Origin of the sequence: Actinoallomurus oryzae (assembly GCF_039541955.1) — a bacterium.
GTDB lineage: Bacteria > Actinomycetota > Actinomycetes > Streptosporangiales > Streptosporangiaceae > Actinoallomurus > Actinoallomurus oryzae.
This window is the reverse complement of the sequence record NZ_BAABHF010000022.1, coordinates 458,153-481,213: the sequence shown is the minus strand read 5'-3', so window position 1 is coordinate 481,213 and position 23,061 is coordinate 458,153. Positions and strand designations below refer to the sequence as shown.

Genomic DNA, 23,061 nt, shown 5'->3' with positions numbered 1-23,061 from the left:
CTACGCGGCGTGGAACGCCGCTGTCATCGGTTTCGGCCGGCGGAGCTTCATCTCCGCGCGCCCGGTCACCAGGAAGTGCGCCGGTCGCCCCGCGGTCGCGGCGACGTACCGGCCCACGGCCACGACCGCCTCGTCCAGGGCGGTCATCGAGATCCCCGCCGTCTGCCAGCAGTGCACCGCCGAGCCGTACATGGCGTAGCAGGAGCCGATACCCGCCGACGCCGGCGCGATCCGCGGTCCCGCCACCGCCAGCAGCCGCCCGTCGCGTAACCGCAGGTCGCAGCCGCCCGTACGGTGGCCGACGACGACGTCGCCGCGCCGGCGGGCGATGAGGTCGCGGAGTCCCCGCCGTACGAACACGCCCGGTACGGCCGGAGCCGGGCGGTCGTGGCGGCTCCGCGCGCAGACGACGAGATGAATGTCGGTCGTGATCCACCCGGCCGGCCGCGGCAGCCGGTGCCGGTCGGGGTCGGTCATGACGACGAGGTGCGGTTCGGACAGCCCCCGGCCCGACGGGATGACCAGCATGCCCGGCATCTCCGCCTCGGGCCGGGCCGGCCGGTACGCGGCGCGCCCGTCCGGCGGCAGGTGGTCCAGGGCCAGTGAGTCTTCGACGCGCAGCAGGTGGGCCGCGATGAGGCTCGTTTCCACGATCGTGTCTCCCGTGTCTAGTCGAGGCGGAACGGCGGAGAGACCGGATCCGTCGTGGGGATGCTGAGCGGCTGCCGGAGCCGGAGGTGGCGGTACAGCAGCGACCGCATGTTGCGGTTGAACCGGCCGGGCTCGGAGGTGATGCGCTCCAGCACCGGCCGGTGAAGGTCCGGGCGGTGCCGGGCCGCGGCGGCGTGGAGCTGCGGCTCGACGGGCCGGTACGGCGACAGCCGCGGCGCCACCCGCGCGAGCTCGGCGAGAGCGGAGTCCGGAGCGATGTCGGCGTCCTCGACGCCGCTGAGCAGCACGGGCACCCCGGTGACCGCGCCGTACGGGCCGACGGCACCGTCGTCGATGATCCAGTCGGCGGCGACGAGCGCGGCGCGCCAGTCGCCCTCGGGCGGCAGCACCCCGAGCCCGCCGCGCAGGCAGTCGGCCAGGCCCACCCCTCCCGGGCCCGGCTCGGGCGGGAACAGCGCGATCACCCGGTACTCCTCCGCCGGCAGCTCCCTGGGGAGCCGGGCCAGCAGGTTCGTCGCTCCGGGCGGGCGCGCTGTGGACCGCGCGACCACGACGACGAGGCGCTGCCGCGGGCCGACGCCGAGCGCGCGCCGGTAGAAGTTCCGCAGCGGCAGGCTGGCGGTGAGCCGGTCGTAGGTCGGGTCGCCGGCGACCGTCGTGACCGGCAGCGTCTCCGGGTGCCGCCGGGCGAGGCGCGCCACCTCGGCCTCGTGCGCGAGCACGATCGACGTCGGCCCGGCGCCACAGCGGTGCACGACCCGATGGGCGCCGGACGCGCACGGCAGGTCGCGGCGGTGGGCCTCGCGCAGCGCGGCGGCCTCGATGCGCTCGCCGAACGGCATCACGGCCGACGGCGCGCGCACCCTGCGTACGGCGGCGAGGTCGGTGGCGACGGCCAGCCCGAAGTCGCGCGCCGTGGCGTCCCGCCAGGAGATCACCACGGCACCGACGTCGCTGAGAAGCCGCTCGACCCCTCGGTGGTAGATGTCGCAGTCGGTGGTGAACGCGACCTTGACGCGCGGGTCCGACTCCACCAGCCGGACGACGTCCAGCAGATGCTGTCCGCACGCGGCGCTGCGGACCACGACGAGAACGGTGTGGCGGTCGCCGGGCGCCCCCCAGATCCCCGTGTCGTGTCCGACCGGAGACCGGCGCCATTCGAAACCGAACATGTGGTGAGAGTCGGCGACGCGCCTTGACGAAAACCTTGCCGCAACCTTGCCATGCGTCAGCGGGGCGACCCATATCGGCCAAGGGGGCTTCTGGTCATGATGACACCGTGAGTGAAACCATGTGATGAATATGTGAAGATCCACCGAAGAGGTCGTTGGTGGAGTTCCGAATTCTCGGTCCGGTAGAGCTCTGGTCCGATGGCCGGCGACACGCCGTCGGGCGCACCAAAGAGCGCTGTGTGCTGGCGATCCTCGCCCAGACACCCGGTGTTCCGGTGCCCATGGAAAAGCTCGTCAACTGGCTCTGGGACGGGGCGGAGCCGCCCGGCGCACGTGCCAATCTGCACACATATGTCTCGCGGCTGCGCGCACGGCTCAGCAGTATCGGCGACGACGCGACCATCGGAACTCTCCGGCCCGGCGGATATGTCCTCCAGGCCGATTCCAAGGACATCGATCTGCACCGGTTCCGCAATCTGCGAAGACAGGCGCGGGCCATCGCGGCGAGCGGTGACGACGAACGGGCGCTCGAACTCCTCCGCGGCGCGCACGCCCTCGTACACGGCCGGCCACTGGCCGATCTGTCCAGCGCATGGGCGGACGGCATCCGCCGGGCCATCGAGGACGAACTCCTCGGCGCCACCCTCGAACGCGTCGAGGTGGAGCTGCGGCTGGGGCACCACACCGACCTGGTGAGCGAACTCCGCGTCCTGGTCGAGGAGCACCCGTACAACGAGAAGCTCGTGGAGCACCTCATGAAGGCGCTCTACCGCGCCGGACGGCACGCCGACGCGCTGACGGTCTACCACGACGCCAGCCACCGGCTGTGGAAGGAGCTGCAGACCCAGCCCTGCCCGGAGCTCCAGGAACTCCAGGCGCGGATCCTGCGGCGCGACCGCACCCTGCTCCCGGTGCCGCGGGCGCGGGTCGTCGTGAGCGATCCGCGCCGCACCCTGCCCGATGACATCCGGCACTTCACCGGACGTGAGGAGGAGGTCCGCGCGCTGATCGAGGTCGCCTCTCCCACCCGCCCGAGGCGTCCCACGGTGATCGCCCTGGACGGCATGCCCGGCGTCGGGAAGACGGTGCTGGCCGTGCATCTCGCGCACCGGCTGGCCGAGGAGTACCCCGACGGGCAGCTGTACCTCGACCTGCACGGCCTGGACGCCGAGCAGGAGGCGACCACCCCCGCCGCCGCGCTGGACGCGCTGCTGCGGATGCTCGGCATCCAGGGCGTCCCGCCGTCGGTCGAGGAGCGCACGGCACTCTGGCGGGCCGAGCTCGCGGGCCGCCGGGTGCTCGTGGTCCTCGACAACGCTCGCGGGCGTGAGCAGATCCAGCCGCTCCTGTCCTCGGCGCCGGGCTGCCTGACCCTGATCACGAGCCGGCGGCGGCTCGTCGGCCTGGACGACGTGTGGTCGCACTCGATCGACGTGATGAGCCCCTCCGACGCCGCCGACCTGCTCGAACGCGCGATCGGACCGGATCGCGCGTCCCCGCCCGGCGACATCGCCGAGGTGGTCGCGCTCTGCGGCCACCTGCCACTCGCGATCCAGCTCGTCGGCAACCGGTTACGGCACCGCCGCGCCTGGACCAGCGCCGTCCTCGCGAAACGGCTCGCCGCGCGCAACCGGCGGCTCGCCGAGATCCGGGCGGCGGACCGCGAGATCACGGCGGCCTTCGACCTGTCGTACCGCGGGCTCGCCCCCCGCGTACGCCGGGGGTTCCGCCGCCTGGGCCTGCACCTCGGCGCCGACTTCGCCCTCCACGGCGCGGCGGCGATCACCGGCGAGCCGCCGGGCGACGCCGACCGGCTGATCGAGGAACTGCTCGACCACCACCTCCTGACCGAGCCGATGGAGGGGCGGTACCGGTTCCACGCCCTGGTCCGCGACTACGCGCGTCAGCGGGCGGCCGGTGAGGACTCGGAGTCGGTGCGCCGGGACGCCGTATGGTGCCAGCTCGACCACGCGGTGTCCGCCGCGCTGCTCGCCGACCGGCTGCTCCACGCGCACGGCCGCGACCTCGGCCGCGACGTCCCGCCGCCCGACCCGGCGCCGTTCGCGACCCCGGCCGAGGCGGACGCGTGGATGACGGCGGAGTACGCCAACCTTCTCGCCGCCGCCGAGTACGCGGAGAGCGTGGGCGCCCTGCGGCATACGGCCCTGCTCGCGCACGCGCTCGCCGGGTACCTCGACGCCGGGGGCCACTGGGACAGGGCCGACGTCCTGCACCGGCGCGCGGTCGAGGCCTGGCGGGAGCTGGGCGAGGCGGCCGGGGAGGCGCAGGCGCTGCTCGACCTGAGCGGCGTGCGGTTCCGTACCGGGCAGTACGGCGAGGCGCTCGACCACGCGCGGGCGTCCCTGGAGATCTACCGGTCGCTCGGCGACGCGCGGGGGGAGGCCGATGTCCTGGCCCATCGCGGACTCATCCTGTGGCAGCGGTCGCTGTACCGCGACGCTCTGACCAGCTCGCGCGGAGCGCTGGCGATCCGGCGGTCGCTGGGCGACCGGCGCGGCGAGGCCCGGGTGCTGGACCACATCGCGATCTTCCTGGAGTTCGTCGGCCGGTACCAGGAGGCCGCCGACCGCCGGAACACGGCCCTGGAGATCTACGCGTCGATCGACGACCCGCGCGGGCTGCTGATGTCGCTGAACAACCAGGGCGACCTGATGCTGCGGCTGGGCCGGGTCGACGCCGCGCGCGGGTACTACGAGGACGCCTCCCGCGTCATGCCGGAGATGAGCCGTCAGCACGATGCGATCTGGCGTAACAACATGGCGCGCATCCATTTACACACCGGACGGTACGACGAAGCGCTGACCGGGTTCCGCTACGCATTGCTTACATATCGACAGATTGGGGACAAGCGGAACGAGATAGAAACGCTCATCGAGATCGGAACGACCTATTTCGGGATGGGGCAGCACGGAGAGGCGCTGATCCACTTCGAGCAGGCTTTGGCCTTTTCGCGGCGAATATCGGAAATGTTCGAGCAAGCGAAGGCGCTGCGGCGCATCGGGGAGGTACTGCTGGCGGACGAGCGCCTCGCGGACGCCGACGAGGCGTTCCGCGAGGCGCTGAAACTGGCCGGCGTCATCGGCGAGCCGTACGAACGGGCCAAGGTGCTGGAAGGCCTCGGACGCCTCCACCTGCGCAGGGGCGCCCGGCACAACGCGCGCCGCTGCTGGCGCCAGGCACTGCGCTTCTTCGAGCGAGCGGGCATGCCCTCGGAGTCCGAGACCCTCCGAACCCTCCTGGAGGCCGTGTAGAGCGACGGCCGGTCCCGGAGGCGCCCACTCGGTGGGCTCGCGTTCAACGCCACGTGGGCCGGACGAGATCCATCCCGTCCGGCCCACGGTCATGCGCTGAACTGTTTGGTTCAGAAGTAGATCGAGGGGGTCGCAGTCATGTGCGTGCCCGGAATGTAGGAGATCACCTCGAACGCGAATGCTGAGATCATAGCCGCTCCAACGACGTATGTGAGTACATATTTCATGTTTGTCCTCTTTGGGTTGCTTTGTTGATCGTCCCCCCGAGTACAACCAAGATCATAATCCCTTGATCCACTTGATTGGCAAACTTTCTCAAAAATCGCGTGAGTTGCGAATCGGCGGATCACATTCGCCCGGAAAGTGTCGCAAATCTAGGCGTATGCGTGCTTATACCGTGATGACCGGTCTGGCGGGCGGGAGCAGAGCGGGGCACACTGGGGCATCCCTGGTGGCATCGGGAAGTACGGGAGAGAGCACTGGCTTCCACGCGAGAGACCGGAACGCCCGAGGCGCCGGTTCGTTTCGAACGTTCGTCGGTTCTACGGTTCGCCGCGGAGCTGGTCGCCTGGGTGGCGACGCCGTGGGCGCTGGCCTCCCACTCGCCGGTCCTCGCCGGCGTGGCGCTGCTGCTGCTGATCGGGCTGCCGACCGTGTTCGTCACGCCGGGCGACAAGATCCAGGTTCCCGTCGCGGCGCCCGGCTGGGTCACGGTCGGGCTGGTCGTGCTGCAACTCTTCGCCGCGGTCACCGCGTCCTGGGCGGCCTGGCCGGTACCGGTGGCCCTCCTGGTCTGGGCGCTGGTCATCGGCACCGTCTACACGGAGATCCCTCGCTGGCGGCGGCTCACCGGCGGGGATCTCGTCGCCACCGGTCCGGTGCACCTGGCGAACGAGGGGCTGGCGTTCGTCTTCGAGCTGCTCGCCCTGGCGTTGCTCGCCTGGTGGGGCGCGACGGTCGGGAGCGGCCTGGCCCTCCACCTGGTCCTGGGCATCGGGACGCCACTGGTGGCGGCGGTCGTGTGGGGGCTGTTCGCCGCGCCGAAGGCCCGGGTGGCGCTGCCGCTCGCCGGGGTGCTCGCGGTGAAGGCGCTGGTCTTCGTCACGGCGATGCTCTGCCTGGACGTGCTCGGGCACCGTACGCTCGCCGTCGTGTTCGGCGTGCTCGTCACCGCCAACACCGTGATCGCCACCCTCGACCGGGAGGCCGCCTTCCGCAAGGTGGACGTCTCGCCTGGCGCGGTGATCACGAACGTCCGCCGGGTGTTGTGACACGGCGGCTGACGGACGCAGAAGGTCGGCGGCCGACCCGGGCCCCTGCGCGCGGCAATGCCCACTGTCGTGGTCGCCGCGCCAGGTGGGACCGATGGCCACGCCGGGCACCCGATCGGCTGTTGTTGTCACGACTTTCGGTTGATGCGGTGTGACCGTCTGGTCGATGTGGAGCCCGGTGCGCGTTCGCCAGTCTGGCCGGGAGTCCGCGGTGGGCGCGGGCACCGGGAGGAGATGGGATGCGCGGAGCGCGAGGGCGCCGGCGGATGGCGATACCGGCCGTGGTGTCTCTGATCATGCCGCTGACCGCGATGACGGCGTCGGCGGACGCCGCCGTGCCGCGGGCGAACGGCGACTGGCCGACCTGGCAGGGCGACCCGCTCGGCTCGCGGTTCAACCCGGCCGAACACACCATCACGCCGGCCGACGTCGGCGGGCTGAAGCTGAAGTGGGCCTTCGCGTACCCGAAGGAGGCCGGCACGCCGCGCAGCCAGCCCGCGGTCGCGGACGGCACGGTCTACTTCGGCGGCCCGGACGGCAAGATGTACGCGCGCGACGCCCGTACCGGAGGCGCGCGGTGGACCTTCGACCTGGCCTCCGTCGGCACCGGCCCCACGCAGGTGCAGGACGGCCCGGCGGTCTCCGGCGGCAGGGTCTACTTCGGCGACATCCGCGGCTACCTGTACGCGGTCGACCAGCGCACCGGACGGCTCGACTGGGCCACGCGCCTCGACGCGACACCCGGGGCGGTCGTCACCAGCTCGCCCCTCGTCTTCCAGGGCCGCGTGTACGTGGGGGTGTCCAGCGGTGAGAACGTCGCCGGGAAGGACCACGCCTGCTGCACCTTCCGCGGGCACCTGGACGCTCTCGACGCCCGTACGGGAAGACTCGCCTGGCGCTACTACACCGTGCCGAAGCCCAAGCGGGACGGCACCTGGCCGAACGGTGTGCCGAAGTACGCACCGTCCGGCGGCGGGGTCTGGAGCACCCCCGCGGTCGATCCGGTGACGCGCACCGTGTACGTCGGCACCGGGCAGAACTACACCGGCAGCGGCGGGCACTTCGACTCGGTCCTGGCACTCGACGCGCGGACCGGACGGGCCCGCTGGACCGAGAAGATGACCGACGTCGACACCTGGCGGGCCGAGTGCGCCAGCCAGGACCCGGCGGACCAGAAGTACTGCCCCAACCTGCCGGAGGGCACCGCGCTGGACTTCGACCTCGGTGCGGCGCCGAACCTGTTCACCGTGGGCGGCCGTCGCCTGGTCGGCATCGGCCAGAAGGTCGGCGTGTACCACGTCCTCGACGCCCGTACGGGCAAGGCGGTCTGGCGGCGGCAGCTCTCCACGCCCATGCCGAACGGCGGCCTGTCCGGCATCCAGTGGGGGTCGAGCTACGACGGGCACCGGCTGTACGTCGCGACGTACATGGCCGGCCCGGGCACGCTGTTCGCGCTGGACCCGGCCACCGGTCACGTGCTGTGGAAGACGCCGAGCCCGGCGGACGGCTGCACGACGGGCGGCGCGGCGAAGTACCCCGACATCTGCCAGCGCGGATTCACCCCGGCGGTGACCACGACGCCCGGCATCGTCTGGGAGGGCGGCATGGACGGCAAGATGCGCGCCTACTCGGCGGAGACCGGCAGGGTCCTGTGGAGCTACGACACGATGCGCGACTTCCAGGGCGTCAACGGCCTGCCGGGCCGGGGCGGCGCCCTGTCCGGCGGCGGAGGCGCGGTCGTCTCGCACGGCCTGCTCTACACGCAGGCCGGGTACGCCTTCACCCCGTACCCGAACGACCGCGGCTCCGCGCTGATGGTGTTCGGCCGCTGACCGAGCGGGCGGCCCCTGCGGAGGGGCCGCCCTCTCTCACATCAGTTCCAGAAGGTCACCTCCGGATAGGCCGATGAGGGCCCGTCCAGCAGGGGCTCGGGCCGGTGCCGGAGGCTCCGGTCGAAGAAGGCGCCGACGTAGGCCCGCGTGATCTGTACGGCGCGGGTCCCGGAGATGTCGGCGCCGAAGGCGAGGCCGAGCTGGTCCGCGAGCGGGTGAAGGTCGGTGAAGGAGGAGTGCTGCGTGCCGGCCACGGTGATCCACCGTTTCCAGCCGGTGAGGTGCTGCCACGCGTCGCTCCAGGTCGTGTCCTTGGAGGTCGGGGTGTGCATGACCGCGGTGCCCATGAGCAGGAACGGGCGGGAGAGTCCGGTGACGGGTGTGTTGAACGTGCCGTCCATGTTGACCCCGGCCCGTACGCGCGGGTCGGCCGCCATGGTCACGGCCGTGCTGTCCCCGCCGAGGGAGTGCCCCGCCATGCCGATACGGGACGCGGAGATGCCGCCCTTCCACACGGGGCGCGGGCCGGTGAGCCGGTCGAGGACGAACGACACGTCGGCGGCACGGCCGGCGGCCAGCTTCCGCGCCAGCGCGGGCGTCTGATCGAGGTCGCAGACGACACACGTGGTGGTGTGGCCGTCGGGGAAGGTCTCACCGAAGTTCTCGTACGTGTGGTCGACCGCGGCGACCACGTATCCCCGGCTCGCCAGGTCCTCGCCCAGCGAGGTGAGGGACGAACGCGGCAGCGAGAACCCCGGAGAGAGCACGACCAGCGGATGCCGCCCGCGGGCCGGCGTGGCGTCCGCGTACGCGTCGGTGCGGGTGTGGCTCAGCGTGTCCGGCGGCACGGTGGTGATGCCCTCTCCCTTGAGTAGCAGCGCCGATTCGTCCGGGGTCATGTACGCGGCGCGCGGGCCCCGCGCCGCCGACGCCGGGTACCACAGCGACACCATCAGCCGGCGCGCACCCGACGACGGCACCCACGGGTCCGTACGCGACGAGTCGACCAACTGCAGCGTCGTGGCGCCCACCGGGCGCGGGCCGGTCGGCCGGGGGAGGCGAAGGGCGGGCTCCGCGCTCGCCTGGGTGGCGGCGGTGCAGGTGAGAAGGGTGGCGGCCAGCAGGCCGCCGAGAATGGATTTCCGCATGGACCGCAGCCTTCAGCGATGCGGCGGCGAACACGTCTGCCGGTCGGCGGTCGGCCGGCTACGACTTTCGTCGGCGGTCGGTACGACGATCGTCGTGCGCTCATGCCGCGGGCCGGCCGTACGCTCGAGGCCATGGAGCGACGCCGGTGATGGAGAGGCTGAGGCGTATCGACCGCCTGATCGACCCGGCGATCCCGTGGGTTCTCGGCGCGGTCGTCGGGCTGCTGTCCGTGGTCTACGCCGAGGGCTTCATCGGCATGCTCTACCCGCCGGCGACCGGCCCGGCGGCGCCGTGGCTCCACCCTCTGATCATCGTCTTCTGCGTGGCGTGCGGGGTCGCGGCCGGTCTCGCCCGGCGCCGGCGGTGGCCCGTGTTCGCGCTGGCGGCCCTGGGCTGGGTGTGGCTGGCGCTCTGGCCCGCCTCCATGGTCGCCGCGTACTACGCCGGCACGAGCCTGCGCCGGACGCGCGTGGTGACCTTCGGCCTGGCGGCGCTCGCGGTCGCCGGCGTGTCGATCGGGACCGGGGCCGCGGTCGGCGGATCCCGATACCTCGCGACCGCGACGTTCCCCAACATCGCGATCCTGCTCGCCGTGCTGGTGGGGCTGCCGCTGGCCACGGGCCTGTGGGTGAACGCGCGGCGGCTCGCCTTCGCCGCGCTGCGCGAGCGCGCCCGGCGACTGGAGCGTGAGCAGGTGGCCCGCGACGAGCAGGCGCGTGCGCAGGAACGGACCCGGGTCGCCCGGGAGATGCACGACGTCGTCGCCCACCGCGTATCCCTGATGGTGCTGCACGCGGGGGCGCTGGAGGTCGGCGCCGGCGACGAGCGCACCGCCGAGGCGGCCGCCCTGATCCGCGGCATCGGCCGCGAGGCGCTCAGCGACCTGCGAAACGTCCTGGGCGTGCTCCGCTCGCCGTACGCGGGCGATGCCACGGTGCCCCAGCCGACGCTGTCCGACCTCGACCGGCTGCTCGACCAGACCAGGAGCCTGGGCATCCGCGTCACCCGGCGCGACGAGGGCGAGGTACGGGCACTGCCGGACCTGGTCGAGCGGACCGCCTACCGTGTCGTACAGGAGGCCCTGACCAACGTGCACAAGCACGCCGGCGGCGCGCCCACCGAGGTCGCCCTGCGCTATCTTCCGGACGAGATCGAGGTGGCGGTGTGCAACGATCCCGGTGACGGTCCGGACGACCCGCTGCCCGGCGCCGGCCTGGGCCTGAGCGGGCTACGGGAGCGCGTGGGGCTGCTGGGCGGCGCGTTCGAGGCGTGCCCGCGGCCGGACGGCGGGTTCGAGATGATCGCCAGGCTGCCGGCCGAAGGAGGTACCGGGTGATCAGGGTGCTGATCGTCGACGACGAGGCGCTCGTACGGTCTGGGCTGCGGCTGATCCTGGAGGCCGCGGGCGACATCGTGGTGGTGGGCGAGGCACGGGACGGCGCCGAGGCCGTCGCCGCGGTCGAACGGCTCCGCGCCGACGTCGTACTGATGGACGTCCGGATGCCCGGCATGGACGGCCTGACCGCCGCGGAGCGCATCACGCGACGGGACGATCCGCCCAAGGTGATCATGCTCACCACGTTCGACCTGGACGAACACGTGCACCGGGCGCTGCGCGCCGGCGCCGTCGGGTTCCTGCTCAAGGACACTCCGCCCCGCGACCTGGCCTCCGCCGTCCGTACGGTCGCGGCGGGCAACGCCATGCTCGCGCCCACCGTGACCAGGCGGCTGATCGAGTCGTACGCCGAGCGGCGCCCATCGCGCGCCCAAGCGGCACACGACCGGTTCGCCGCCCTCACCACACGGGAACGCCAGGTCGTCCGCGCGGTCGCCCGCGGCCTGTCCAACGCCGAGATCGGCCGGGAGCTCACCATGCGGGAGGCCACGGTGAAGACACACGTCAGCCGCGCACTCGCCAAGCTCGGCCTGACCAACCGCGTCCAGGCGGCGATCCTGGTGTACGAGGCCGGCCTGATCTGACTCTGGACGGCGAACTCGGGATGAGAGGCCTACTGGGGGGTGGGGCGGTTGGCGCGGATGCGGCTGGCCAGCCAGCCGGTGTAGCCGGCGGTGCCCGCCAGGCCGAGGAGGCGTGTCTTCTTCGTGGTCAGGGCCAGTCCGAGGGCGACCTCGATCGCGCCGTTGCGGTAGGTCCACTGGCGGGTGTCGTCGGGGAAGGCGGCCTTGGAGATCGGGTCGAACACCTGCGGAGCGGCGAAGTGGGCCGCTCCGGTTCCGGCAAGGATGATTCCGGCGAGACGCAACATCGAAGGCCTTTCGGAAAGGGAGGAACCTCGACCATAGTCCTCCAGCCGCCGATGCCGCCGAGCGCTATTCACCCGGCGCGGAAGCCGAGCCTCAGCCGGTCGCTGACCGGGCGGAAGCCGATCCGCCGGTAGACGCCGTTGCTCGTCGGGTTGGCCAGGTCGGTGAACAGCACGACGTGCGAGGCGCCGGCGTCCAGCGTCGCCTGGGCCAGCGCCGCGGTCACCGCGGCTCCGTACCCGCGCCGGCGGTGCTCCGGCGGCGTGTAGACCGGGCCGATCCGCGCCATCCCCGCCACCACGCGCGTACGGCCCGCCAGCGCGACCGGGCGGCCCTCCGCCTCCCACAGCAGCAGGCCGCCGTAGCCGAGGCGGTCGTCGATCAACGCGGTGTTCGCCAGGCCGCCGCCCGACGCCTCGTCCTGGAACGCCGTGTACCAGTCGCGTACGAGGGCGTGGTCGGCGGCGGTCGCGACGCGCGGAGTGCCGTCCGGCCGGGGCTCCGGCGGCTCCAGCCGCCCGAGACGGAACAGGCGCTGGCGCATGTGCACCTCCGCGATCGTCTCCGTGCGCTTCTCCCAGACGTCGGCGAAGGCGCGGGCCGCCGTCGGGTGGCCGGTGATGCCGCCCAGGCCGACACCGCGGTCGGCGAGTTCGTCGGCGAGCGTGGCGGCGGCGTGGTCCGGCATCGCGCTGAGCAGCAGCGGGAAGGTCCCGGTCTGCAGGAGCGCACCCCGTACGCCCGCGTCCGAGCGCCACCAGCCGAACAGCGGCCCTTCGCCGAAGGCGTCCACGCCGCTCGCCCGCAGGGTCTCGACCACGCCCAGGGGCACGGTGTTCTCCACCGGGTCCGCGCGCAGGAAGTCGCCGGCCTCGGCGACGTAGGCGTCCAGATCACCCGTGATGTTCCAGCCCATGCCCCATGGTCGGCGCGACCGCCCCTCCCGCGCATCTGGTTTTTCCGGCCGCCGCCGTCATCCCGGGCCTAAGGAGGAGGTGACCCACCGGCCGCGTACCTCCCAGGAGCCGCCGTCGGCGGTGGCGCCGCGCAACCCGCGCACGGTCTCCGGGCCGGCCAGCGCGGGCAGGCGGGCGTCGTGGAGTGAGGCGAAGGCGAAGGTGCGTCGCGGGTCCCAGTCGGTGCTGTACCGCAGGCGCCGGCTCAGCTGGGCGAAGCCGAGCGTGGCGGCGGCCACCACCCACGCGTCCGGCACGGAGGCGGTCAGCCGCCGGGCGGGGCGGAGCCAGGAGGCGGCCTCCTCGGGCCAGTCCACCGTCGCGACGATCTCCTTGCCCAGCCGCTGCCAGGCGACGGCGAAGGCCCCGGCGGCCGCTCGGGAGGCATCGTCGCGGCCGTGGCCGACCACGACGGTCCCGATCCGGGCCCTCGGCCTCGTCAGCAGGCCGATGAGGGCGGTCAGCTCGGCGTCGGTGTGCGATGACGGCGGCGGCGATTCGCCGTACGCGGTCGTCTCGGTGATCAGCGGCGAACCGGGGCGCCCGGGTTCGGCCGCGATGGCGGTGGCCATGGGTCAGGCGGCGTCGTGGAAGACGAGGCCGAGGGCGTGGCGGCGGCCCGTCCGTACGGTGCTGACGCCGTGGCGTACGGCACCGGCCGACCAGCCGCGCTTGGTACGGACGGGACGGTCGCGGGTGGTGAAGATCAGGCCGTGGCCCTGTTCGAGCACCTGCACTGTGCCGCGGGACTGGGCGCGGGGACGCTGTTCGACCAGGAGGAACTCGCCGCCGGTGTAGTCGGTGCCGTGTTCGTCGAGGCCGATGACGACCTGGAGCGGGAAGAGCATGTCCCCGAACACGTCGCGGTGCAGGGCGTTCCAGTCGCCCGCGTGGTAGCGCAGCAGGATCTGAGCCGACCGGTCCTGCCCGGCCTCGTGGCACATCGCCACCCACTCGGAGAGGCCGTCGGGCCACGGCGCGGTGCGGCCGAGGCGGGCCGCCCACTCACGGGCGATGGGCAGCAGGTGCGGGTAGAAGGCCTCCCGCAGGCCCGCCACCAGGTCGGGCAGGTCGTGGGTGAAGTACCGGTACTGGCCGGAGCCGAAGCGGTGACGGGCCATGTCGATCGTGGTCCGGAACAGCTCCTCCCGGTCGTACAGCGCGGCGACGTCGCGGCACTGCTCCGGGGTGAGCAACCGCGGCGTGAGCGCGCAGCCGTGGGCGTCGAGTTCTTCGGCGAGCGCTTCCCAGTCCGCCGCGTCGACGTTTCGCCTGCTGTCGTCGGTCATCACCCTTCTACTGTGCGGCAGAGGAGATGACGTCCGCTGGCGGAAAACGGACGTCACGTTCGCCCGTTGAGTCAGGCCGTCACGGTGTGGTCGGCGTGCGCGGCGGCGGCGAAGGCCCGGATGATCGGGTGGGCGCGGCTGCCGTCGCCCGCCAGCTCGGGCTGGAACAGCGTGGCCAGGTAGAACGGGTGTTCCGGCAGTTCTGCGATCCGTACCTCGCCGTTCTCGTCGGCGCCGCTGAACCGCATCCCGTTCTCGCGCAGCACGTCGAGGAACTCCCGGCTCAAACCGTACGAGCAGTGGTACCGCTCGACCGTCCGCTCGGCGCCGAGGATGCGCCGGGCCAGCGAGCCGGGCGCGACCCGTACGGCGCCCTCGTGCCCGACGAGCGAGCACGCGAGCGGCGCGATCAGCGGGTCGCCGGTGGCGGACGGATACTCGGCGTGGCCGGCCGAGGCGAGCCCGCAGGCGTTCCGCGCGTACTCCAGGAGGGCGTGCTGGAAGCCCCCGCACGTGCCAAGGAACGGGATGTTCCGCTCTCGGGCGGTACGGGCGGCGGCGACCGCGCCGGTCAGGCTGCGGTACGGGCTGCCCGGCACCAGCCAGATCGCGTCGAAGCCGTCCACCGCGCCGTCGGCCTCTTCGGTCGGGATCCAGTACGCGTCGAGGACCAGCCGGTCGCGCTCGGCGAGCGCCGTGAGCAGTGAGGGGATCCGGACGTGCGCCCGTACGTTCGGGGAGCGGTCGCCGACCAGGGCGATCCGCGGGGTGAAGGTGTCCATGCGGACATCCTGACCACGAAGGCGAGTTCAGCGCCAACGATGATTTCGCGACTTGTCATCAGGGATACTTATGAGGCGTGGACACGCATCTGCTCCGCACCTTCGTGGCCGTGGCCCGCCACGGGTCGTTCACCGCCGCGGCGAGCGAGCTCGGTTACACCCAGTCGGCCGTCTCCCAGCACATCGCCGCGCTCGAGGCCGACCTGCGGACTCCGCTGCTGCGCCGCCGCCCGGTCGCGCTCACCGACGCGGGCACCCGTCTGCTCGAACACGCCGAGCCCTTGCTTTTGCGCCTCGCCGCCGCACGCGCCGACGTCACGCGTCTCGTCGCCGCGCCCGCCGAGCACCTCGTCGTGGGCGCCTCGGCGCTGGCCGTCACCGGCGAGCTCACGGGCGCGCTGGCGGCGGTACGGTCGCGGCGCCCGCTCGTGTCCGTGACCGTCCGGGTGCTCTCACGCGCCGAGATCGCGGCACAGGTCGCCGACGGCACCCTGGACCTGGGCCTCGTCGACGGTGTCGCGGCCCCGACCGACCCGCTGCCCCTGCCCGACGTGGGCCCGCTGAGCGCCGTCGCGGTGGCCCAGGCGCCGCTGGCCGTCCTGCTGCCGCCCGGCCATCCGCTGGAGGGCCGGCGCGGGCTCCGCCTGGCGGACCTGGCCGACGCCCGCTGGATCGACGCGCCCGAGGTCGCGATGCCCCTCGACCGGCTGCGCGCCGCGAGCGGCTCGGACGGCTTCCGGCCCTCACTGCGCTACGAGGGCACCGACGTACGCGGCCTCATCGCCCTCGCGCTCGCCGGGCACGGGCTGGCGCTGCTGCCGGAACCGGCGCTGGACGGCGTGGCGCCCGGTGTCCCGGTGCCCCGGCTCGTCCACCGCATCGAGCTGCTGCACGGCGGCCTGACCGACGGCCCGGCCGCGCTTCTCGCCGCCGCCCTCACCGGCTGACCTGAGCCTGGGCACGGACTCACCCACCGTCCGAGGAGCGCGCCGTTCGGTGCTTAGTGGCGGAGATCGGGATCGACTGGTAATGGCGTGATTCGGGGTAGTCCGGCCCGAACTCCTGGCTAGGATCGGCTGCGCTTGACGATCAACGGTGATCGCCAAGGCCCCCAGCGAGTCATATCCGCATAAGGCCCCATAGGGGGCGAAATGGCTTCGGCGGTCGTCCGGATTCGGCGGCCCGCCTTGCATGCGTCGATGCCCGGAACGCGAGGCGAATCAGCCCTGATCACGTGAGGGCCTTGCCGGTCGGCTGCCGGATCGTCGGCCTGGTGGGGCTTACCAATCCTGAGGATGTGCCCGCGCGCTGCTGCGACGAGCGTCGGTTGCGGCGGTGGCCGGTGGCCGGCGCCTCGCGACCGGTGGCCAGGGAGGTGGGGCATGCAGAAAGGGCCGGAAGAGCCGCGCGCCTGGCCACGGGATCCGGGTGGCACGGCCACGCCGCGAGCCGACGATCACGGGCAGGGCGACTGGCCGCGTGAGGCCGGCGCACCGCGGCCCGGGACGCCCGGAGGTGAGGCGGAGCGCGCGGTGTCCGGAGGCGGGCCACCGGAGCGGGTGGTGCTCGGGCGCGAGACGCCGGGCACTCCGGCGCCGGAGGCGGCACCGCCGGAAGACGATCACGCCGCCAAGATCTCCGAGTTGGAGGACCGGTGGCGGCGGGCACTGGCTGACCTGGACAACTACCGCAAACGCAGCGTCCGCGCCCTGCAGGAGGAACGGGACGCCGAGCGCGCCCGTACGGCCGCGCGGTGGCTGCCGGTGCTGGACAATCTGGAACGCGCCCTCGAACACGCCGGCGCCGAGCCCGGTGCCGTCATCCAGGGCGTCCGTGCCGTCCTCGACCAGGCCCGCGACGTCATCGCGCGCCTCGGCTACCCCCGCCAGGATGACATGGGCGTACGGTTCGATCCGGCGCGTCACCAGGCGGTCACCGTCGTGCCCTCCGAAGCGCCGGACGGCACGGTCGTGCGCGTGCTGGTGCCGGGGTACGGCGAGGGAGCGCGCCAGTTGCGACCGGCACAGGTGGTGGTCGCCCAGGGTCGACCCGAAGACCGAGCCCGCTGACCTGCGGCTCCAGTGATGCCCGACCGTGTGACGTCAAGAGTGACGTCATTATCGGCTTGACGTGACGTCGTCATGGCGTCATAGTTGGGGCATGGACCTGATGCCGTACGTGGACAACCTCCGCCGTGAGCTCGCCGTCGCCGCCGAGGCGGGCGGTCCGGAAGCTCGCGCGCTGGCCGAGCGCCTCACCGGCGCCCTGGAGTCGGCCGCCAAACTCACCCTGCTGGAGGCGTTGTCTGCGGCGGCGGACGAGATCACCCGCGATCTCGCGCCGGGCTCGGTCGATGTGCGGCTGCGCGGCGGCGACCCCGCGTTCGTGGTGACGCCGCCGCAGCCGGGGCCGTCCGCAGGCGGTGCGACCGGCGGCGGGGCGGAGACCGCGCCGGAGGCCGCGCCGCCCGTCGGGCCACCGCCTTCCGAGGAGGGCGGCACCGCGCGGATGACCCTGCGGCTGCCCGAGCACCTCAAGCTGCGCGTGGAGGAGGTCGCCGGCCGGCAGGGGCTCTCGGTGAACGCCTGGCTGGTGCGCGCCATCTCCGCGGCGTTCGAGCCCGGCGCCGGCCCCCGCCCCGCCGACCGGCCGCAGCCGCAACAGGGCGGGCGCAGCTTCACCGGCTGGGTGCGCTAGCCCCCCATCTCTCACCACTCATCACCCGGCCCCGAGGCCGGGAAGTTCCACCGGACCCATGAGGAGGGCTCCGCCATGCCTGCTTTTGACACCCCCGAACCCATCACCCTCGACGTCGACATCTACGTCGGCCGCGTCCAGATCAACGCGAGCGAGCGCGCCGACACCGTGGTGGAGGTGCGCCCCAGCGACCCGTCCACCGAGGCGAGCGTGCAGGCCGCCGAGCGCACGATCGTCGAGTTCTCCGGCGGGCGGCTGCTGGTCAAGGGCCCCAAGCCCAAGGGGCTCGCCTACCTGCGGGCCTGGCGCGGATCGGTCGAGGTGACCGTCGACCTGCCGGCCGGATCCCGCGTCGAGGCCAAGGCCGCCGCGGACTTCGTCGCCACCGGCCCGCTCGGCCGTACCGTCCTGCACAGCTCGACCGGTGACCTGCGCCTGGAGGAGACCGGTCCGCTGGAGGCCAAGGCGTCCGTCGGCGACATCTCCGTGGACCGGGTGACCGGGCCCGCCGAGGTGACCGCCTCCACCGGGACGGTCCGGATCGGGACCATCGACGGCCCCGGCACGGTGAAGAACTCCACCGGCGCCATCGCCGTCGGCGACGTGACCGGCGACCTGCAGCTGAAGACCGCCACCGGCGACATCACCGTCGGCCGCGTGCTGGGCGACCTCACCGCCAAGACCGCGCACGGCCGGCTCCAGGTCGGCGCGGTGGTGCGCGGCGCCGTCCACCTGGAGACCGGTTACGGCAAGGTCGGGATCGGCATCGCCGAGGGCACGGCCGCCTGGCTGGACCTGCACACCAAGAACGGCGTGGTGCGCAACAACCTGACCGCCGCCGAAGGCCCCGAGACCGCCGACACGGTCGTCGAGGTGCACGCCAACACCCACTACGGCGACATCGACGTCTACCGGTCCTGACCTCCGAAGATCGGTGAGGCGCCCCCTGATGAGCCGGTACCTGACCGCTCGGCCCACCGGCCGTCGGTGTTCAGGCGGTGCGCTGGAGGGTCAGGCGGGTCAGTTCCACCCGGGAGCCGATGTTCAGCTTGCGGAAGACGTGGCGCAGGTGGAAGGCCACCGTGTGCGCGCTCATGAACAGCTGGTCGGCCACCTGGCGGTTCGTCAGGCCCTGGGCGACCAGTTCGGAAACGGCGCGTTCGGTGTCGGTGAGACTCGCCCAGCCGGAGACCGGGCGGTCGGCGTGGTTCCAGTGCCGGCGGCGTACGCCCAGGCGCCGCAGCCGGCGGCGGACCCGGGCCGCGTCACGGCCGGCGTCCATCGCCTCGTACGCGGACAGGGCCGTGTCGAACGCGGACACCGCACGGCGTCTCGCCTCGGCGGTCTCCTCCTCGCCGGCGACGATCACGGTCAGGTCCTCCAGCGCCGACGCCCGTGCCCACGGGTCCGGATGATCCGCGGCGGCCCGTTCCAGCGTCGCCGGTGAGCCGTCCAGCAGGCCCCGGGCGTGGTCCGCGGCGGCGCGGACGGCGGGGAAGGCCGGGTTGCCGGCGGCGAGGCGCTCCACGGCGGTGACCACGGCCTCGGCCGCCGGCCGGGCGTTCGCGGCGAGGGCCGTACGGACCAGCCAGGCAGCCGCCGCCGGATCGGCGACCAGCGTCCAGCGGTGCCGCAGCACCTTGTCCCGCAGCGCGCCGAGGTCCAGCGATCCCGCCCCGTCCCGCGCCTCGGCGACCTGCGCCGCCGCCAGGGCGAGCGCGGCGTGCGGATATCCCGGCGCGGAGCGGTGCGCCGCCGCGTGATCGTGGGCGGCACCGAGGTCCCCGGCCCGTAGCGACGCGGTGATGAGCACCGACAGTGCGGAGGCGACGAGCAGCCGCGGGCCTCCCGTCGAGGACAGGCCCTTCTCGGCGGCGGCGATCGCCTCGTGGAACCGGCCCGCCGCCAGGTGCGCCCGCGCGGCCAGGACGGCCGGCGCCGCCGACCACGCGAGCGGCCCCAGCGTGTCGTCGCCGGCGCTCGTCATGACGGTCCGCGCCGTGTCGTGCCGCTGCGCGTCGGTGAGGAGCATCGCGAGGACGAGCCGGGGATGGACCCGGCGGGTGTCCGCGGAGACCGCGCGGCGTACGGCCTCCTCGGCGAGCGCGAGGCCGGACGTCAGCCGGCCCGCGTCCCACTCGGCCAGCGCCAGGGTGACGAAAGCCCCGGCGACCAGGGCGTCGCCGTGCTCACCCGTCGAGGAGACGATCGCCTGCGCGCGCTCCCGTACCCCGGTGCCGGAGCCGGCGCGGGCGTTCAGGAGGGCCAGTTCGGCGTCGTCGCGCAGGCCGCCGGGCAGGCCGGGCTCCGCCAGCGCCGCCGACGCCTCTTCGGCCGCCTCGTCGTCGTGTCCTCGCAGGCTGAGGATCTCCGCCAGCGTGCAGTGCAGCCGCGCGCAGGCCGGGGCGGGCATCGGCCGGTCGAACGCGGCGCGCGCGAGCCGGGCGGCCTCATCCAGCCGGTCCGTCGCGGTGAGGGCGCGGACCGCGGTGAGGGTGCGGTCGGGCCGGGCGGGTTCGGCCGGGCCGGTGAGCTCCAGGGCGTGCATGGCGAGCGCCGCCGCGTTCCGTGGCGACCGGGGCAGCACGAACGCGATCACCTCGTCGAGCCGGGCCAGCGCGCGTGCGTCCCCCGGCCGTACGCCGCGGACCAGGTGGGCGGCGGCCGAGGCGACCGAGTCCTCGCGCCCGATCAGCAGCTCGCCGATCTGCCGGTGCAGAGCCTGCCGTACCGGAGGTGGCACCGCCTCGACGATCACACGGCGGATCAGCTCGTGCCGGAAGCGCAGAACCGCCGGCGCGGCGGCCAGCAGCCCGGCCTCCAGCAGCTCTTCCAGGTCGGGTACGAGCGCCGCCGGGGTCGTGCCCAGCACTTCGGCCACGTCCTCGGGGGAGAAGGAACGCCCCAGGACGGCGCTCACTGTCAGCAGGTGGCGCGTCCTGGGGCGCAGTCCGCCGAGCCGGCGGGCCACGCCGGTGCGGACTCGATCCGGCAGCCGCGCGGAGGAGAGGCGCGCACGGCCGCCGGAGATCCTGACCGCACCTTCGTCGCGAAGGCCGGTCAGGAGTTCGGTGATGAGGAAGGGGTTGCCGCCCGCCTCGGCGGCGGAGGCCAGCAGCCCGGCGTCGGGCACGGCACCGAGCAGGTCGATCGTGATCTCGGTCACCGCGTCCTCGTCGAGTGGGCCGAGGCGGCAGCGCGCGGCGCCGTCGCGTTCCCCGCGGTCGAACAGGCGTGCCACGGCGTCGTGATCCGTGCCCGTGCACCGGACCAGCAGCCAGGCCACCGCGTGACGAGTGCCTCGCGACGTCAGCGGCTCCAGGGCCGCGAGTGTGCCCGGGTCGGCCCACTGCAGATCGTCGAGCGCCACCAGCACGGGGCCCGCGCCGGCGCGCCGCTCCAGGGCGGGCCGCAGCCGCTCGATCGGCGGCTCCGGCGGCGACGGCTCGCCGAAGGCCGCCAGCAGGGGCTCGGCGGGCGCGGGCGAGCCGAACTCCCGCGCCCGGCCGGTGACCGTGATCAAGCCCCGAGCGGCGGCCGCGCGTACCGCCTGGTCCAGCAGCAGGCTCTTGCCCGCGCCGGGTTCGCCCTCCACCAGGAGGGTTCCCGGCCGCCCGGACTCGGCCGCGTTGAGCAGCTCGAGCACCGTGGTCCATTCGCGCCTCCGGCCGCGCATCGTCCTCGCCGCCGGGCCCGGATCGCGGGACACGGTAGCCGTCATGGCTTCAGCGTCGGGCGGGCGCCCAGGGGCCCGACAGGTCACCGCGGGGCCAAAACCGCGCTCCCGTACGGTCCGGGCGTCACGCCCCCTCACCTACTCCGACCTGACGGGTGTCCCCGAGGGTCGAAACGATCAGCGTTCACCGTCCTGGGAGCCGGTGGTCCCGAAACTGGGTACGTATGCTGGTAAGAGGGGGGAAATGGCTGGTCATCGCGCTTTCTGGGGCCGCGGCGCGACGCATGACGCCGCCACGCGACGCAAGGGGGGTGCGTCGCGATGCCGATTATCCCGGAGTCGCCGCCCGGCCCTTCGCCCGGTCCGTCCCCGCAGGATCAACTGTCCGGCATGCGGTCGCTGCTCGCCCTGTCCATGGTGATGAGCGAGAGCGAAGATCAGGACCACATCCTCGGGCTGGCGGCCACGGCCGTGCCCTCGCTCGGACAGTGCCGGCTGGAGGGCCTCTACCTCACCGAGGGCGGCTGGCAGGCGGTACCCGGCGTGCACGCCACCTCGGACGCCCGGGGCGATCTCGAGACCCAGTTCGCGGTGCTGAGCGTGGCCGGCGGGCCGGTGGCGGTGCTCGGGCGCGCGTGGGCGTGGGCGTTCCCGCTGCGCAGCCTGGACGGGCATCTCGGCTACCTGGTGGCGAGCGCCGCCGGCGAACCCTCCTCGGCGGAACAGTTCCTGCTGCGCGTGCTGGCCCAGCAGGCGGGCATCGCGATCGCCGGCGCCCGGCAGCGGGCCCGCCAGCGGGCCGACGCCGAACGCCTGCGCGCCGCCAACGCCGCGCTCGCCGAGACCGTCGCCGAACTGGAGTTCAGCACGAACGTGCACGAACGCCTCACCCGCGTCGCGGCGGCGGGCGAGGGACCGGAGGGCATCGCGGTCGCGCTGCACGAGCTGACCGGCTACCCGATCGCGGTCGAGGACCGGTACGGGAACCTGCGGGCCTGGGCCGGGCCCCGCCGCCCCGACCCCTATCCGAAGGAGCCGTGGGAGTCGCGAGAGCGGACGCTGAACGAGGCGGTGCGCTCATCCCGGCCCCTGCGGCGCCAGGACCGCCTCGTCGTCACGGCGGGCCCGCGCGACGACGTCCTGGGCCTGCTCGCCCTGATCGATCCGGGCGAGTCGGCCGGCCGCCCCGAACGCGTCGCCCTCCAGCACGCCGCGACCGTGCTCGGCCTTGAACTCGCCCACCTGCACAACGTCGCCGAGGCCGAGCTGCGGCTCGGGCGCGACCTGGTCGAGGAACTGCTGTCCGGCGTGAGCGAGGAGACCGTGCTGGCCCGCGCCGACGCCCTCGGCTACGACCTGCGGAGACCGCACCGCGTGGTCGTCGTCGTGGGCCCGGTTGACGAGGGGTTCGGGCGCGCCGTCGGCGCGGCGATGCGGGACACGGGGGTCGGCTCGCTGTTCGCCGTACGGAGCCGGGAGGTGGTCGTGCTGTCCGATACCGACCGGCCGTGGCCGCGCTTCCGCGAGGCCGTACGCCGCGAACTCGGCGGCGGCCTGTGCCGGGTCGGCGTCGGTGGGGCGTACGACCGGCCGCTGGACCTGCCGCGCTCCTACCACGAGGCCCGGCTCGCGCTGCGCCTCCAGACCGCCGTCACGGGCGACCACCAGGCCACGGAGTTCGACCGGCTGGGGGTGTACCGGCTGCTCGCCGGCGTGGGCGAGCCGGCCACGGTCGAGGGCTTCGTCCGCGAGTGGCTGGGCGACCTGCTCGACTACGACGCGCGTAAGGGCTCGGAGCTGGTGGGGACGCTGAGCCGCTATCTGGAGTGCGGTCGCGGCTACGAGGCGACGACGTCCGCGCTCGCGATCCACCGCAGCACGCTGAAGTATCGCCTGCGCCGCATCCGCGAGATCTCCGGCCACGACCTGGCCGATCCGGACACGTACTTCAACCTGCAACTGGCCACCCGGGCCTGGAACACCCTGGCCGCCCTCCGCGCCGCCGACCGCCCCTGATCGCGCGCGGGC

General features: G+C 73.4%; 19 protein-coding genes. 10 read left to right on the top strand and 9 right to left on the bottom strand.

Annotation, left to right across the window (positions count from 1 at the left end; all coding sequences use genetic code 11):
• Together ABEA10_RS20675 and ABEA10_RS20670 are read right to left on the bottom strand one after the other, a co-directional pair.
• On the bottom strand, positions 1–651 hold the full coding sequence (locus ABEA10_RS20675; protein WP_345466151.1) for a hypothetical protein: 651 nt from the start codon (positions 649–651) through the stop codon (positions 1–3).
• A 17-nt stretch (positions 652–668) separates the two neighbouring features.
• Positions 669–1,844 carry a hypothetical protein gene (locus ABEA10_RS20670; protein ID WP_345466149.1) on the bottom strand — a complete coding sequence of 392 codons (1,176 nt, stop codon included), beginning with the start codon at positions 1,842–1,844 and terminating at the stop codon, positions 669–671.
• Positions 1,845–2,002: 158 nt separating this feature from the next.
• Here ABEA10_RS20670 and ABEA10_RS20665 point away from each other — a divergent pair, with 158 nt between their 5' ends.
• The 3 genes from ABEA10_RS20665 (at position 2,003) to ABEA10_RS20655 (ending at position 8,219) form a co-directional block, all read left to right on the top strand.
• On the top strand, positions 2,003–5,116 hold the full coding sequence (locus tag ABEA10_RS20665) for an AfsR/SARP family transcriptional regulator (RefSeq protein WP_345466146.1): 3,114 nt from the start codon (positions 2,003–2,005) through the stop codon (positions 5,114–5,116).
• 572 nt (positions 5,117–5,688) lie between these two features.
• Positions 5,689–6,387 carry a YrdB family protein gene (locus ABEA10_RS20660; RefSeq protein ID WP_345466144.1) on the top strand — a complete coding sequence of 233 codons (699 nt, stop codon included), beginning with the start codon at positions 5,689–5,691 and terminating at the stop codon, positions 6,385–6,387.
• Positions 6,388–6,626: 239 nt separating this feature from the next.
• The gene (locus ABEA10_RS20655) at positions 6,627–8,219 is read left to right on the top strand and encodes an outer membrane protein assembly factor BamB family protein (protein WP_345466142.1); all 1,593 of its coding nucleotides are present in this window, start codon (positions 6,627–6,629) and stop codon (positions 8,217–8,219) included.
• A 41-nt stretch (positions 8,220–8,260) separates the two neighbouring features.
• On the opposite strand, the gene ABEA10_RS20650 is transcribed toward ABEA10_RS20655, so the two are convergent.
• On the bottom strand, positions 8,261–9,367 hold the full coding sequence (locus ABEA10_RS20650; protein WP_345466140.1) for an alpha/beta hydrolase family protein: 1,107 nt from the start codon (positions 9,365–9,367) through the stop codon (positions 8,261–8,263).
• Between the two features lie 149 nt (positions 9,368–9,516).
• Between ABEA10_RS20650 and ABEA10_RS20645 the strand changes: the two genes are divergently transcribed.
• Entirely contained in the window at positions 9,517–10,704 is a 1,188-nt protein-coding gene (locus ABEA10_RS20645) for a sensor histidine kinase (RefSeq protein WP_345466197.1), read from the top strand.
• Positions 10,701–11,348, top strand: coding sequence for a response regulator (locus ABEA10_RS20640; RefSeq protein ID WP_345466138.1), 648 nt, complete (start codon positions 10,701–10,703; stop codon positions 11,346–11,348). The genes ABEA10_RS20645 and ABEA10_RS20640 overlap by 4 nt, the downstream gene beginning before the upstream one ends.
• A 29-nt stretch (positions 11,349–11,377) precedes the next feature.
• On the opposite strand, the gene ABEA10_RS20635 is transcribed toward ABEA10_RS20640, so the two are convergent.
• The 5 genes from ABEA10_RS20635 to ABEA10_RS20615 all read right to left on the bottom strand — a co-directional run bounded on the left by ABEA10_RS20635 (position 11,378) and on the right by ABEA10_RS20615 (position 14,660).
• A complete protein-coding gene (locus tag ABEA10_RS20635) occupies positions 11,378–11,635 on the bottom strand; it encodes a hypothetical protein (protein WP_345466135.1) in 258 nt (85 codons plus the stop codon).
• 68 nt (positions 11,636–11,703) lie between these two features.
• Positions 11,704–12,549, bottom strand: a complete 846-nt coding sequence (locus tag ABEA10_RS20630; protein WP_345466133.1) for a GNAT family N-acetyltransferase — start codon at positions 12,547–12,549, stop codon at positions 11,704–11,706.
• Positions 12,550–12,606: 57 nt separating this feature from the next.
• Complete coding sequence (locus ABEA10_RS20625) at positions 12,607–13,161, bottom strand: hypothetical protein (RefSeq protein WP_345466130.1); 555 nt, start codon at positions 13,159–13,161, stop codon at positions 12,607–12,609.
• Between the two features lie 3 nt (positions 13,162–13,164).
• The gene (locus ABEA10_RS20620) at positions 13,165–13,878 is read right to left on the bottom strand and encodes a 2OG-Fe(II) oxygenase (protein ID WP_345466128.1); all 714 of its coding nucleotides are present in this window, start codon (positions 13,876–13,878) and stop codon (positions 13,165–13,167) included.
• 71 nt (positions 13,879–13,949) lie between these two features.
• Entirely contained in the window at positions 13,950–14,660 is a 711-nt protein-coding gene (locus tag ABEA10_RS20615; RefSeq protein ID WP_345466125.1) for a CTP synthase C-terminal region-related (seleno)protein, read from the bottom strand.
• 77 nt (positions 14,661–14,737) lie between these two features.
• Here ABEA10_RS20615 and ABEA10_RS20610 point away from each other — a divergent pair, with 77 nt between their 5' ends.
• The 4 genes from ABEA10_RS20610 to ABEA10_RS20595 all read left to right on the top strand — a co-directional run bounded on the left by ABEA10_RS20610 (position 14,738) and on the right by ABEA10_RS20595 (position 18,278).
• The gene (locus ABEA10_RS20610) at positions 14,738–15,607 is read left to right on the top strand and encodes a LysR family transcriptional regulator (protein WP_345466123.1); all 870 of its coding nucleotides are present in this window, start codon (positions 14,738–14,740) and stop codon (positions 15,605–15,607) included.
• A 435-nt stretch (positions 15,608–16,042) separates the two neighbouring features.
• Complete coding sequence (locus ABEA10_RS20605; protein ID WP_345466120.1) at positions 16,043–16,729, top strand: nucleotide exchange factor GrpE; 687 nt, start codon at positions 16,043–16,045, stop codon at positions 16,727–16,729.
• Between the two features lie 91 nt (positions 16,730–16,820).
• Entirely contained in the window at positions 16,821–17,357 is a 537-nt protein-coding gene (locus ABEA10_RS20600) for a hypothetical protein (protein ID WP_345466118.1), read from the top strand.
• 75 nt (positions 17,358–17,432) lie between these two features.
• Positions 17,433–18,278, top strand: coding sequence for a DUF4097 family beta strand repeat-containing protein (locus ABEA10_RS20595; protein WP_345466116.1), 846 nt, complete (start codon positions 17,433–17,435; stop codon positions 18,276–18,278).
• Positions 18,279–18,348: 70 nt separating this feature from the next.
• Here ABEA10_RS20595 and ABEA10_RS20590 read toward each other — a convergent pair whose 3' ends face one another.
• A complete protein-coding gene (locus ABEA10_RS20590; RefSeq protein WP_345466113.1) occupies positions 18,349–21,078 on the bottom strand; it encodes an ATP-binding protein in 2,730 nt (909 codons plus the stop codon).
• A 276-nt stretch (positions 21,079–21,354) separates the two neighbouring features.
• On the opposite strand from ABEA10_RS20590, the gene ABEA10_RS20585 reads away from it, so the two are divergent.
• The gene (locus tag ABEA10_RS20585; RefSeq protein WP_345466111.1) at positions 21,355–23,049 is read left to right on the top strand and encodes a PucR family transcriptional regulator; all 1,695 of its coding nucleotides are present in this window, start codon (positions 21,355–21,357) and stop codon (positions 23,047–23,049) included.
• Positions 23,050–23,061 lie beyond the last annotated feature (12 nt).

Bases quoted from the DNA above. Each gene is read 5' to 3' on its own strand.
- ABEA10_RS20670 (WP_345466149.1), bottom strand. From the start codon at position 1,844: ATGTTCGGTTTCGAATGGCGCCGGTCTCCGGTCGGACACGACACGGGG.
- ABEA10_RS20655 (WP_345466142.1), top strand. From the start codon at position 6,627: ATGCGCGGAGCGCGAGGGCGCCGGCGGATGGCGATACCGGCCGTGGTG.
- ABEA10_RS20650 (WP_345466140.1), bottom strand. From the start codon at position 9,367: ATGCGGAAATCCATTCTCGGCGGCCTGCTGGCCGCCACCCTTCTCACC.
- ABEA10_RS20645 (WP_345466197.1), top strand. From the start codon at position 9,517: ATGGAGAGGCTGAGGCGTATCGACCGCCTGATCGACCCGGCGATCCCG.
- ABEA10_RS20635 (WP_345466135.1), bottom strand. From the start codon at position 11,635: ATGTTGCGTCTCGCCGGAATCATCCTTGCCGGAACCGGAGCGGCCCAC.
- ABEA10_RS20630 (WP_345466133.1), bottom strand. From the start codon at position 12,549: ATGGGCTGGAACATCACGGGTGATCTGGACGCCTACGTCGCCGAGGCC.
- ABEA10_RS20625 (WP_345466130.1), bottom strand. From the start codon at position 13,161: ATGGCCACCGCCATCGCGGCCGAACCCGGGCGCCCCGGTTCGCCGCTG.
- ABEA10_RS20620 (WP_345466128.1), bottom strand. From the start codon at position 13,878: ATGACCGACGACAGCAGGCGAAACGTCGACGCGGCGGACTGGGAAGCG.
- ABEA10_RS20615 (WP_345466125.1), bottom strand. From the start codon at position 14,660: ATGGACACCTTCACCCCGCGGATCGCCCTGGTCGGCGACCGCTCCCCG.
- ABEA10_RS20605 (WP_345466120.1), top strand. From the start codon at position 16,043: ATGCAGAAAGGGCCGGAAGAGCCGCGCGCCTGGCCACGGGATCCGGGT.
- ABEA10_RS20600 (WP_345466118.1), top strand. From the start codon at position 16,821: ATGGACCTGATGCCGTACGTGGACAACCTCCGCCGTGAGCTCGCCGTC.
- ABEA10_RS20595 (WP_345466116.1), top strand. From the start codon at position 17,433: ATGCCTGCTTTTGACACCCCCGAACCCATCACCCTCGACGTCGACATC.
- ABEA10_RS20590 (WP_345466113.1), bottom strand. From the start codon at position 21,078: ATGACGGCTACCGTGTCCCGCGATCCGGGCCCGGCGGCGAGGACGATG.
- ABEA10_RS20585 (WP_345466111.1), top strand. From the start codon at position 21,355: ATGCCGATTATCCCGGAGTCGCCGCCCGGCCCTTCGCCCGGTCCGTCC.